The sequence below is a fragment of the Cypionkella sp. PAMC25878 genome (assembly GCF_058135695.1).
This window is the reverse complement of sequence record NZ_CM176871.1, coordinates 3,134,775-3,146,729: the sequence shown is the minus strand read 5'-3', so window position 1 is coordinate 3,146,729 and position 11,955 is coordinate 3,134,775. Positions and strand designations below refer to the sequence as shown.

General features: G+C 59.7%; 9 protein-coding genes and 2 tRNA genes. 7 read left to right on the top strand and 4 right to left on the bottom strand.

The window, feature by feature from the left end:
* Positions 1 to 84: 84 nt before the first annotated feature.
* Genes ACS5RD_RS15450 through kdsA form a run of 3 tightly spaced genes read left to right on the top strand, consistent with a single transcriptional unit; the run spans position 85 to position 3,267 of the window.
* Complete coding sequence (locus ACS5RD_RS15450; protein WP_054006153.1) at positions 85 to 738, top strand: ABC transporter ATP-binding protein; 654 nt, start codon at positions 85 to 87, stop codon at positions 736 to 738.
* Entirely contained in the window at positions 722 to 2,425 is a 1,704-nt protein-coding gene (locus tag ACS5RD_RS15445; protein WP_489928146.1) for a KpsE/RkpR family capsule polysaccharide export protein, read from the top strand. Before ACS5RD_RS15450 ends, ACS5RD_RS15445 begins: the two co-directional genes overlap by 17 nt.
* Positions 2,426 to 2,436: 11 nt before the next feature.
* Positions 2,437 to 3,267: a 3-deoxy-8-phosphooctulonate synthase gene (kdsA, locus tag ACS5RD_RS15440; protein WP_489928145.1), complete on the top strand. Its 831-nt coding sequence runs from the start codon at positions 2,437 to 2,439 to the stop codon at positions 3,265 to 3,267.
* Positions 3,268 to 3,445: 178 nt separating this feature from the next.
* Here kdsA and ACS5RD_RS15435 read toward each other — a convergent pair whose 3' ends face one another.
* On the bottom strand, positions 3,446 to 4,624 hold the full coding sequence (locus tag ACS5RD_RS15435) for a BaiN/RdsA family NAD(P)/FAD-dependent oxidoreductase (protein ID WP_489928144.1): 1,179 nt from the start codon (positions 4,622 to 4,624) through the stop codon (positions 3,446 to 3,448).
* Between the two features lie 102 nt (positions 4,625 to 4,726).
* On the opposite strand from ACS5RD_RS15435, the gene ACS5RD_RS15430 reads away from it, so the two are divergent.
* Both ACS5RD_RS15430 and ACS5RD_RS15425 read left to right on the top strand, forming a co-directional pair.
* Positions 4,727 to 4,801, top strand: a tRNA-Gln gene (locus ACS5RD_RS15430).
* 624 nt (positions 4,802 to 5,425) lie between these two features.
* Positions 5,426 to 6,513 (top strand): IS3 family transposase gene (locus tag ACS5RD_RS15425; protein ID WP_489928006.1). Its coding sequence is split into 2 segments (ribosomal slippage): positions 5,426 to 5,681 and positions 5,681 to 6,513, totalling 1,089 coding nucleotides; the frame shifts between segments, so codons are not numbered across the junction.
* 223 nt (positions 6,514 to 6,736) lie between these two features.
* On the opposite strand, the gene ACS5RD_RS15420 is transcribed toward ACS5RD_RS15425, so the two are convergent.
* The 3 genes from ACS5RD_RS15420 to ACS5RD_RS15410 form a co-directional block, all read right to left on the bottom strand.
* A tRNA-Asp gene (locus ACS5RD_RS15420) sits at positions 6,737 to 6,813 on the bottom strand.
* Positions 6,814 to 6,908: 95 nt separating this feature from the next.
* A complete protein-coding gene (locus ACS5RD_RS15415; RefSeq protein WP_489928143.1) occupies positions 6,909 to 7,838 on the bottom strand; it encodes a pirin family protein in 930 nt (309 codons plus the stop codon).
* Between the two features lie 93 nt (positions 7,839 to 7,931).
* Positions 7,932 to 9,533: a calcium-binding protein gene (locus tag ACS5RD_RS15410; RefSeq protein ID WP_489928142.1), complete on the bottom strand. Its 1,602-nt coding sequence runs from the start codon at positions 9,531 to 9,533 to the stop codon at positions 7,932 to 7,934.
* A 305-nt stretch (positions 9,534 to 9,838) separates the two neighbouring features.
* Here ACS5RD_RS15410 and ACS5RD_RS15405 point away from each other — a divergent pair.
* Both ACS5RD_RS15405 and ACS5RD_RS15400 read left to right on the top strand, forming a co-directional pair.
* Positions 9,839 to 10,596 (top strand): IS5 family transposase gene (locus tag ACS5RD_RS15405; RefSeq protein ID WP_489927796.1). Its coding sequence is split into 2 segments (ribosomal slippage): positions 9,839 to 10,157 and positions 10,157 to 10,596, totalling 759 coding nucleotides; the frame shifts between segments, so codons are not numbered across the junction.
* A gap of 43 nt (positions 10,597 to 10,639) precedes the next feature.
* Complete coding sequence (locus ACS5RD_RS15400; protein WP_489928141.1) at positions 10,640 to 11,494, top strand: SGNH/GDSL hydrolase family protein; 855 nt, start codon at positions 10,640 to 10,642, stop codon at positions 11,492 to 11,494.
* Positions 11,495 to 11,955: the final 461 nt, after the last annotated feature.

Sequence of the window (11,955 nt, the reverse complement as noted above, 5' to 3'; positions counted from 1 at the left end):
CAAGCGTTAACATTTCTTCGGTAGGGCTGGGTCACTGGCCGATAACGATGTGCACAGGCAGGAGGCAGACCCGTCAGGGCAGCCATGATCGCGTTCGAGAATGTCAGTAAGTCCTTTTGGACAGGTAAGTCGCGCAAGGTGATCCTTGACCGCGCCTCATTCACCGTTGAAGTCGGCAATTCTCTGGGCATCCTTGCCCGCAACGGCACCGGCAAAACCACCATCATCAACATGATGGCGGGGCTTGAGAAACCCGATGAGGGCAAAATCATGCGCACCTCGCGGATCTCTTTCCCTCTGGGCTTCATGGGCGGGATCCTGTCAAAACACACCGCCACCGAAAACGCCCGCTATATCGCGCGGCTTTACGGGCTGGACCCGGACTATATCGAAAGCTTCTGCCGCTGGCTGTCCAATATCGACGAATATTTCGACATGCCGGTCGGTACGTTTTCATCCGGCATGCGCTCGCGGTTTTCCTTCGCGCTGATGCTGGCGCTGGAGTTTGACATCTATCTGATCGACGAAGGCATGCCGTCCTCGACCGATGTTGAATTCAACCGCAAAGCGGGGCAAGTGCTGCGCCAGCGCTTGAAAAATGCCACCGTGGTGGTGGTGTCGCACCAACCCTCGACGCTGGAGAAATTCTGCCGCTCGGCCGCTGTGTTGCGCAATGGTCAGTTGTATATGTTTGAAACTTTAGAAGAGGCGAAGCGGCTTTATGACTACCAAACTTAGTGTTCAGCGCTTCCGCACCCGCCGCCCCGATCCAGTTGAGGCCCCGGCGCCCTTGCCGCTGACCACGGCGGCCGCCAAAGCCAGCCCTGCCCCAACATCCGCCGCCGCCAAACCCGCCCCCCCAGTGCAACCCCGCGTCGGCGATCGCGCCTTCTTTCCCACCGATGAGGAAGACGGCTTTGCTGGCATGACCTTCCCCGGTGCCGAAAAACCTGCGCAAAAAAGCGCCCCCGCCGATATCGACACCATCCGGCAAGAGGGGCTGACGGGTCGGCAGTTGCGCATGGCCCGCCGCCTCGCCCAAAAGCACGGCCTGCCCGCCACATCCGACTTTGACGCCGTGCGGCTGCTGCGCAACGCCGGCATTGACCCGTTTCAAGCCAATTCGGTGCTGGAACTGGTCTCCTCCGGCGATGGCCCGCCAATGCCGCCCTCAGGCTCACGCGCGCTGACCGTCACCCCCGGCGGCGATGGCATCCAACTGCCGCAAACCATCAAACCGATCCAACTGCCCTCCACCGAAGAACAAATTGAGCGGGCGCATCTCGCCGAAGTTGGCAAAATCCAGCGCGATATTGTCGCACGCCGCCGCAAGAAATCGCTGCTGCTGGCCGCGCGTTTGTTCGTGTTCGTCGGGCTGCCCACTATCCTTGCCGCGATCTATTATTACACCATCGCGACGCCGCTCTACTCCAGCCGCACCGAATTCGTCATCCAGCAGAACGATGCAGCCCCCTCTGGCCTCAGCTCGATGCTGAAGGGCTCGGCGATGGCCACTTCGCAGGATTCGATCACCGTGCAGGGCTACCTGCAAAGCCAAGACGCGATGGAACGCTTGGACCATGACCTCGGCTTTCGCGCGCATTTCTCGGCCCCGAACATGGATCCACTGCAACGGCTTGCCCCCGATGCCACGCAGGGGGCGGCCTATAAGCTTTACCATAAATTTGTAAAAATCTCTTACGACCCCACCGAAGGCGTGGTGAAGATGGAAGTGATTGCCGCCGATCCACAGGTCGCGGTGAAATTCTCGCAAGCGCTGCTCGGCTATGCTGAAGAACGCGTTGATCTGATGACAGCGAGGGTGCGCGATGATCAGATGAAGGGCGCACGCGAAAGCTATGATGATGCCGAGGTCAAGCTGACGGAAGCCAATGAACGGGTGGTCAGCTTGCAAGAAAAGACCAAGGTTCTGTCGTCCGAGGTCGAAATCAGCCTAATCTCGGCGCAGATTGGTCAGTTGGAAACCCAGCTGACCACTGAACGGCTGTCGCTGGCGCAGATGGAATCCAATGCCAGCCCCAACCAAGCGCGGATGGAGCCTGTGAAGCGCCGCATCACCACTTTGAACGATCAGATCGCGCAACTGCGCGCCAAGCTGACCGAGAATGACGCAAGCGGCCAATCTTTGGCCCGCGTGCAGTCCGAATTGCTGGTGGCACAGGCCGAGGTCACAACCCGGCAGTTGATGCTGGCGCAATCGCTGCAAGCCACCGAACTGGCGCGCAGTGAGGCCAATCGGCAGACCCGTTACCTTTCCGTCTCGGTCAACCCGGTCGCCGCCGACGAGGCCGCCTATCCACGCGCCTTTGAAAGCACTCTGGTGGTGATGCTGATCCTGATCGGGATTTATCTGATGATCACCATGACCATCGCGATCCTGTATGAGCAGGTAACTTCGGGATGACGCCTAACGCAATGAAACAGGTCGACATCGGGGGCTTGCGCGTCGGCAACGATCAGCCCTTGCTGGTGATTGCAGGACCCTGTCAGCTGGAAAGTCTGGACCATGCCCAGATGATTGCGGGCGTGATGACCGAGGCCTGTGCCGCTCTCGGCGCGCAATATGTCTTCAAGGCCAGCTATGACAAAGCCAACCGCACCTCGCTCACGGGCCGTCGTGGCATGGGGATGGCCGCAGGGCTGAAGGTGTTGGAGGCTATACGCGCCTCTGGCATCCCGGTGCTGACCGACATTCACGACATCGCACAGGCGCGCGAGGCGGCACATGTCGTCGATGTGATTCAGATCCCGGCGTTTTTGTGTCGGCAAACCGATCTGTTGCTGGCCGCAGGCGAAACCGGGGCCGTGGTGAACATCAAAAAGGGCCAGTTTCTGGCACCGTGGGATATGGCCAATGTCGCCGAAAAGGTCGCCTCGACCGGGAATGAGCGCATCCTGCTGACCGAGCGCGGCGCGAGTTTCGGCTATAACACCCTTGTCACCGACATGCGCAGCCTGCCGATCATGGTGCGCACCGGCTATCCGGTGATCATGGACGCCACCCATTCGGTGCAGCAACCCGGTGGCCTTGGCGGATCGAGCGGCGGTCAACGGGAATTTGCCCCGGTGATCGCCCGCGCAGCAGTGTCTTTGGGCATCGCTGGGGTGTTTATTGAAACCCACGAAGCCCCGGATACCGCGCCCTCCGATGGCCCCAACATGATCCCACTCAACAAGATGGCCGCCTTGGTCGCCAGCCTGATGGCGTTTGACCGCTTGGCCAAGGCCGATCCGCTGCACGTCTAAGCTTGTGCTCTTTGTGGGCATCGGGAGCGGGGGCTAGCCCCCGCACCCCCAGGATATTTGCGCACAGAGGATGACAATTTTAGACAGATTTTAGCGATAAGCGTTAAAAATCCCTTAACGGCACCAAGTCATCTATCTGATATAAAACAACAAAAAATGGTCCCGAGTTGGGACCGCCTCAGGCCACCTGCCCCGCAGCCCATCCCGACGACCACGCCCATTGAAAATTATACCCCCCCAGCCAGCCGGTCACGTCCACCAGCTCGCCGACAAAAAACAACCCCGGCACCCCGCGCGCCATCATGGTGCGTCCATCCAGCCCATCGGTATCGACGCCCCCCAACGTCACCTCCGCCGTCCGATACCCCTCCGACCCGACCGGCCGCAGCCGCCAGTCCCGCAGCAGCCCCGCCACCCGCTCCAACTCACCCCGCCCCAACTCCGCCAAGGGCGCGGTGATCCCCAAGCTGGCCTCAATATGCCGCGCCAGCTTCTCCGGCACGATCCTGCCCAAGACCGTTCTCAGCGCCATCTTGCCCTGCTGCCGCTTGGCCTGCCCGAGTTCCACCCCCACATCCCGCCCCGGTGCCAGATCCAAGCTCACCTCGCCCCCCTCGCGCCAATAGCTCGACGCCTGCAACACCGCCGGCCCCGACAACCCGCGGTGGGTGAACAAAACCGCCTCGTCAAACCCGGTCTTGCCCACCGAAACCCGCCCTTGCACTGACACCCCCGCCAGGGGCACCATCCAGTCAAGTTCCTGCGCCGCAAAGGTCAGCGGCACCAACCCGGGCCGAGTCTCCACCAGCCGCAACCCAAAACTCTCCGCCACCTGATAGCCAAACCCGCTCGCCCCCATCTTCGGGATCGACTTGCCCCCGGTCGCCACCACCACCGACGCCGCCCGCACCCCCCCCCGCGCAGTATCGACCTCAAACCCCACAGAAGCCTGCCGCACCGCCGTCACCCCACAGCCCAGCCACAAAGCCACCCCAACTCGCGCCATATCGCCTAGCAACAGATCCACCACCTGCTTGGCCGAGCCGTCACAGAACAGCTGCCCCAAGGCCTTCTCATGCCAAGCAATCCCCGCGCCATCCATCCGCGCGATAAAATCCCACTGGGTGAACCGCTTAAGCGCCGACAAAGCAAAGCGCGGGTTCTGCGAGATGAACCGATCCGGCGCGATCCCGAGATTGGTGAAATTGCACCGCCCGCCGCCCGAGATGCGAATCTTCTCGCCTGCCGCCTTGGCATGGTCGACCAGCAGCACCCGCCGCCCGCGCCGTCCGGCCTCAATTGCCGCGAACATCCCCGCCGCCCCGGCCCCCAAAACGATGACATCAACCTGTTCCATGCCCCCTCATACGCCGCCAAGCCCGCGCCTGACAACCACATGAAGATTTTCGCAAAAACCCCCTTGCACCCCCCCGATGGCTTCGCTAATAACCGCCGCAGTTGGGGCGTCGCCAAGCGGTAAGGCATCGGTTTTTGGTACCGACATACGGAGGTTCGATCCCTCCCGCCCCAGCCAAATTTTCCGCAAGATCAAAGTCAGACCTAACGTGATGGCACTGCCATTGCAGGGTTATGTTCGTAGTCAAAGACTTATCAGACATCTCGCTGAGCGGCTTACAACTGAAGTTCAGGCAAGTGGTGAGGCGGCAGCTGGCAGAACCGCCCCAAGCAATGCCCCAGTGCGGGTGGGACGGGTGACGGGGCTTTGAGGCCAAAGCTGAGCCCTTGTCGGCGCGCAATACATGGAAGTGATCGCAATCTGCAGCGTAGCAATCTGGTCGACTTTTTGATCGTTAGTTTCGGACTGGATAAAGATCATCTGCTTGAAGGTTGCTAAGAACTACGGAGGCACCGCTGTCAGTCTCGATAAGTAAACCCGGGGTGCCAAGTGATGACGACGATTTTTCCAGCGTGAATAGCGAGTCCACATCAGCATATAGCTCGACTACTGTCCCAAGTTGTCCGTTTCCCAATGCCACTCTGTCACCAACTGCGATGATGGTTCCGTCGCAATATTTCAATTCCGCGCTCATAGGGATAGCGTAGGATGCCACCGGTTTAAGTCAACCGGTAATCCCCCCCGAAAGTAAGGGGCTGCATAAGTAGAATTTTCTCGCCAAGATGAACGAGGAGATTCTGAATGAAGACAAGCAGATACACTGAGGCGCAGATTCTTGCGATCCTGCGTCAGGCCGAAGGCGGTGTGCCGGTGGCAGAGCTGTGCCGCGAGCATGGCATGAGCAATGCGTCGTTCTACAAGTGGCGGGCGAAGTATGGCGGCATGGATGCGTCGCTGATCAGCCAGATGAAGGCCATCGAGGACGAGAACCGCCGGCTGAAGCGGATGTATGCGGACCTGAGCATGCAAGCCGACCTGCTGAAAGAGGCTCTCGGAAAAAAATGACGCGGCCATCTCAACGCCGCGAGATGGCCGAGAAAGCGGTGGCGCGACACAAGGTCAGCATTGCGCTGGCCTGCCGGGCCTTCGGGGTCAGCGAGACCTGCTATCGCTATGGCCCGAAGTTAAAAGCCGAGAACGAAGAGATCGCCGACCTTCTGGTGGGTCTGACCGACGCCCGCAAGACCTGGGGCTTTGGGCTGTGCTTTCTGCATCTGCGCAACGTGAAGGGCCATCCGTGGAACCACAAACGCGTCTATCGGATCTATTGCGCCTTGGAACTGAACCTGCGGATCAAGCCCCGCAAGCGGCTGAAGCGGGACAAACCTGATGTGCTTGCTGTGCCCGAGGCACCCAACATGACCTGGTCCATGGACTTCATGGCAGATCGCCTCGGTGATGGCCGTGCGTTTCGGCTGCTGAACGTGCTGGATGACTTCAACCGCGAGGGGCTGGGTATCGAGGTTGACTTCTCGCTACCCGCCGAAAGGGTCATCCGGAGCCTGGACCGGATCATCGAATGGCGCGGCAAACCCGGCACCATAAGGGTCGACAACGGCCCGGAATACATCAGTGGCAAGCTGCTGATCTGGGCTGAGAGACAGGGCATCACGATCCAGCACATCCAACCCGGCCAGCCGCAGCAGAACGCCTACATCGAGCGATACAACCGCACCGTCCGGCATGAATGGCTCGACCAATACATCATCGAAACCATCGAGGAGGCACAGGATCACGCCACACAATGGCTATGGACATACAACAACGACCGCCCGAACATGGGCATCGGCGGCATCACACCCGCCCAGAAACTGAAAATGGCCGCGTAAGTTCTACGGATGCACCCCGTTAAAAATGGGGGGATTACCGGGCCATCTGCGCCTGCGCAAGCAATGTGAGAAACAGCGCGATCTGGATAAGCGGCCGGAGTGAATCCTTAATGATCTCCTAACGCCAAAACCCAAACCCTTGATTCCAAACGCCCTTGATCATGGTCCCAACTCGGGACTTGCCCCCGGAAAACCAAAAAGCCCCCTTGCGGGGGCTTTGAAGTGGCGCGGTGGACGGGGCTCGAACCCGCGACCCCCGGCGTGACAGGCCGGTACTCTAACCAACTGAGCTACCACCGCGCATCGTCCCGGTTGCCCGGGCGTGTGGGGGTATTACGCAAGGGGCCAAGCGGCGTCAAGCAGGTTCACCGATGTTTTTCAACGATCTGGGTTTTTCAATGATCTGGTGCCGGGATGAATTCATCGTGGTCCGCAGGCGGCAGTTGGAAGCGCCCATGCGCCCAATCCCCCGCCCGCCACGCCTCTTTCGCGGCCTCAATCCGCTCTTTGCTGGAGGCGACAAAGTTCCACCAGATATGGCGTGGCCCATCCATCGTGGCCCCCCCCAGCAGCATGATCCGCGCGCCCTCTGCCCCCGCTTTCACCGAGATGCCATCACCGGGCCGGAACACCAGCATCGAACCCACGCCATAGGTCTGCCCACCTTGGCTGAGCTCACCTTGCAGCACATATACCCCACGATCCTCATGCTCATCCGGCAGAGGCAGCGACGCCCCCGGCGACAGCGTCGCATCGGCATAGAAGGTCTCCGATGACAGATCCAAAGGCACCTTCGCCCCCCAAGCCGAGCCCAGAATCAACCGCACCTGCTTGCCCTCTGCCTCTAACAACGGCAGCGCATCCACGCCCAGATTGTGAAACGCGGGCGGCGCATCCTCCTGTGCTTTGGTCAAGGCGAGCCAGGTCTGCAAACCAAACAACGTCTGCGGCAAAGCGCCATCGGTGCGCTCGGAATGGGTGATGCCATGCCCCGCCTGCATCAGATTGACCTCTCCCGGCGTGATCCATGCATCGCTGCCTAGCGAGTCACGGTGGTGCATCCGGCCTTGCAGCAGATAGGTCACGGTGGACAAACCAATATGCGGATGCGGACGTACATCGACGCCCTTGCCGGTCAGAAACTCGGCAGGCCCCATCTGGTCAAAGAAAATAAACGGCCCGACCATTTGCCGCTGCGCCGAGGGCAAGGCCCGACGCACCTCAAACCCGCCCAAATCCCGCGCACGCGGAATGATCAGCGCCTCAATCGCATCGACCTGATCGCCCATCGGGATCGACGCATCCAGCAAAGGATTCCAACTCATATTCGCCTCCATCTGTTGAAGCAAAGATAGGCCCAACCATCGTCGCACCATAGATCGCTTTGCGCGCGGCTTCTGTGCGTGATCGCGCAACCCTTAGAGGATGGTGAAATCATCCGCCGTCAGACCAAACTCCGCCGTAACTTGTGCAAACTGCACAGCCACTGCGACCCCGGTGCCATCACGATCATACCACAGCGCGCCCGTCGTGGCGTCATAGAGCACCCTGTCATCTTGATCCAACGCCACGCTGCCATTGACAAAAGCGGTAGTCGCCAGCGAACCCACCGCAGTTCCAGTAAACACCAGATGATCCAGCCGGATCGTATCATCTGCCACCTCGAAATCACTGATCACATCCACCATGGTCGCCAGCGGCCGCACCACAAAATCAAACATATCCGCACCGCTGTCCCCGGTCAGCGTATCCGCCCCCATGCCCCCGACCAAGGTGTCATTGCCAACCCCGCCCACCAGCACATCATCGTAACGCCCGCCTGCAAGCGCATCATCCCCCGCGCCCGCAGTGAAAAACACCCGCTCAATCGAGGTCAGCTCGGTGCCATCCGACAATGTCACCGAGGCCGCAAGACTGAAGCTGATCGCCTGCGTCGCGGCGCTGCGGTTGACATAGGCGTAGTCCAGACCCGCACCGCCGTTCAGCAGATCAATGCCATCGCCGCTGTCCGAGAACAGAAGATCTTCGCCGTCGCGGCCATAGACCACGTCATTGCCCGCCCCGCCGTAAAGATAATCCTCTCCGCTGCCACCCTCCAGCGTATCATTGCCGACCTCACCCCACAGGCTGTCATTGCCGCCCTGACCGCTCAGGAAATCATCACCCGCGCCGCCCACGGCCTGATCATCGCCCAAACCGCTGTAAAGCTGATCATCGCCATCTTCGCCCCATAAGGAATCCGCGCCGCCATCGCCAAACAACCTATCGTTCTGCGCGGCCCCGGCCAAAGCATCGGCCCCTTCCCCGCCATGCAGCATGTCACGCGCAGCACCCCCATAAAGCTGATCATTGCCTGCCGCGCCATAAAGCGCGTCGGTGCCGCCCGATCCCACCATCAGATCATCGCCGCCGCCGCCATAAAGGTTATCCCCGCCCACACCGCCATAAAGCTCATCCACGCCGCCACCGCCGCGCAACACATCCCTGCCGCCATTGCCGAAAAGCTGATCCATATAGGCGCCGCCCCCAACGAAGTCCGCCGCCTCACCACCGCGAAACAGCATCCGCTCGATGCCAAAAAACCAGCTGCCATCCGCCAAGCTTTGCGCGATTCCCGGCTCTGCAATCGAGAAATTCAGCGCCAAAGCCGAGCCGCTGCGGTCAAACACCAAAAAATCCAAGCCAGAGCCGCCATCAATGCTGTCGGCCCCCTCATCCGCGCCGACGAAGATCAAATCATTGTCGGTGCCGCCTTGGATCAGGTCATTGCCCGCGCCACCATACAGCGTGTCCTCACCGGTGCCGCCGTGCAGATTGTCATTCTCGGCACCGCCATACAGCGCGTCGTTGCCAGCCCCCCCCAACAACGTATCCTGCCCCTGATCCGCCACCAGCAGATCAGCATCGCTGACGGGTCCGAAATCTCCGGTCGCATTGCCCTCCAGCCAGCTGCGCATAATATCATCGCCCGCCCCGTCAAACAAAGTGTCCGGAGAGTTGCTGCCTGCGTAAACCGTCATGATGACTCCTGCTGCCATACACGTGCCGACCAAATATTGTGCAACCATATGGGGAACAGGCTATCGCGCCAACACTCATGCGCGCCCGAACCGCCGATATGCAGAAATCAGCTGATCCACAGCAACGCCGTTCCGGATTGCCATTGGGAACCACCGGGTCAAATGCTGCGCTAAGCTATTGAAAATGGTGGGTCGTGACGGGCTCGAACCGCCGACATTCTCGGTGTAAACGAGACGTGTCTAGGGTCAGGACCTATTGATTTTGCAACGCAGCCGTGATTCAGGCTCCGCAAGGAGACTGAGCAATGAGCAACCTTTACTGGCTGACGGACGAGCAGATGGCTCGACTTAAACCCTTCTTTCCCAAGAGCCACGGGGTGCCGCGTGTCGATGATCGTCGGGTCTTGAGCGGCATTATCTTCATCAATCGCAATGGCTTGCGTTGGTCTGACGCGCCGAAGGAATACGGCCCGGCGAAGACGCTTTACAACCGTTGGAAGCGATGGGGCGACATGGGCGTCTTTGCCCGGATGATGGAAGGGTTGGCCTCCGAGGCGGCGGTCCCGAAGACGGTGATGATCGACGCGACCTATCTCAAGGCGCACCGCACGGCTTCAAGCCTTGGGGTGAAAAAGGGGGGCGCGGTCGTCTGATTGGCCGGACCAAAGGTGGCATGAATACCAAACTGCATGCCGTCACTGACGAAAACGGCCGACCGATCCGCTTCTTCATGACCGCAGGTCAGGTCAGCGATTACACCGGCGCTGCGGCCTTACTGGGCAGCTTACCCAAAGCGACGTGGCTGCTGGCTGACCGGGGTTATGACGCCGACTGGTTCCGAGACGCCCTGAAAAACAAGGGGATCACGCCTTGCATCCCCGGCCGGAAGTCACGCGCGAAGCCTGTCAAATACGATAAACGCCGATACAAACGCCGCAATCGGATTGAGATCATGTTTGGCCGTCTCAAAGACTGGCGGCGGGTGGCAACACGTTACGACAGATGCCCAAAAGTCTTCCTCTCCGCCGTCGCTCTCGCCGCAACCGTCTTGTTCTGGCTTTGACGATCAATGAGTCTGGACCCTAGCAATAAACGATAAAGCTACGGTGAACCTAGCCCAGTCAAGTATCGCGGCTAGTGGCATCAATGGCGCTGAGATTGGCCGCTACCCATTCAGCCCCAGCACCTCGGGCAATTGGGGCTGCTTCGACCTTTACGAGATGGCAGTTTACTCGGGCACACTGTCTAACGGCCAGCAAGACGCCATTCAGGCTGCGTTTCAAGCTAACTATAATATTGCAACAATTGTTAACCAGATCGTGCTTGAGGGCGATAGCATCACCCAAGGCACAACAGCGGTAACTTCTGGCATATCCTCCGGGATGATACTTTCCGAACCGGGCGCAAACCGCATCCCAGCAAACTGGCGCGTGGTCAACATGGGTGCGTCAGGCAACCAAGTTTCTAACCTTGTTACAAAGCGCGATGCAGTTAGCAGTTGGGCGGCAATGTCATTGTCTGGCGGTCAAAACGCCTTGGCTTTTGAGATCGGGCGAAATGATTTTGCGTCCGGGGGGCTAACTGCCGCGCAGCATTATGCAAATATAGTGGCCTACTTGAACACCACAACAACAGGCGTTTTGCAGCGAGGGTGGACGGTGCGAGTAATGGCAAATATCGCCAGCGCAGGTACAGAAATTTATGCGTATCGCCCACTCATCCGGGCGGCACAGTTTCTCACTGACACCTTGACAAACGCAGGTCAATCCTACGATGGCAAGCTGTCGATCATCAGCACTGATCTGATCCAAGTGGCAGGCGCAACCATTTTTGAGGATGTCGCCGATGCTGGCAGCGCAACCTACTATCAGGGCGACAGCACACACCCGACACCCATTGGTGCGGTGTATCGTGTCACTGGAGCAGACACTCCGGCATATGGCATCGCTTACGGGCTATGACAAGCTGGTGGATCATCCCCGCCATCATCGGCGGCGGGGCGTGCTGGTGGTGGGTGATCATGTAGGGGATTCCCCCGCGCGCTGAGATGGGCTATGGTGGGCGGGCGCGATTGGCAGAGTTGGCCCATTGCAGTCACCGTCAAAAGTGGCCATGCGGGCGATTGCCATCAACCGCATCGCAGGTTCGAATCCTACATCGTGCGCAAACAAACCCCGCGCCTAGGGTGATAGGCGAGCGAAGGCTCAGTGGGGCAGCCATAGCCCCGGCGACCACAGGGATGCTGTGGAGACGTTTGGTGCGCCAAAGAGACGGCAATGGTGATGGTGGCCACCTATGGACCATGCGCCTCAAACTCAGCCAATCTACCCGGCACGGCGGGTATCCGTGCAACCGCTTTCTGGCCTGTTGCGCCTATTGCCTTGTGAGACGTTGTAAACCTCACGCTGCAAGAATACGGAGG

Excerpts from the sequence above, each read along its gene's own strand:
- ACS5RD_RS15435 (WP_489928144.1), bottom strand. The coding sequence starts at position 4,624 with ATGGAACAGGTTGATGTCATCGTTTTGGGGGCCGGGGCGGCGGGGATG.
- ACS5RD_RS15410 (WP_489928142.1), bottom strand. The coding sequence starts at position 9,533 with ATGACGGTTTACGCAGGCAGCAACTCTCCGGACACTTTGTTTGACGGG.
- ACS5RD_RS15450 (WP_054006153.1), top strand. The coding sequence starts at position 85 with ATGATCGCGTTCGAGAATGTCAGTAAGTCCTTTTGGACAGGTAAGTCG.
- kdsA (WP_489928145.1), top strand. The coding sequence starts at position 2,437 with ATGAAACAGGTCGACATCGGGGGCTTGCGCGTCGGCAACGATCAGCCC.
- ACS5RD_RS15415 (WP_489928143.1), bottom strand. The coding sequence starts at position 7,838 with ATGAGTTGGAATCCTTTGCTGGATGCGTCGATCCCGATGGGCGATCAG.
- ACS5RD_RS15445 (WP_489928146.1), top strand. The coding sequence starts at position 722 with ATGACTACCAAACTTAGTGTTCAGCGCTTCCGCACCCGCCGCCCCGAT.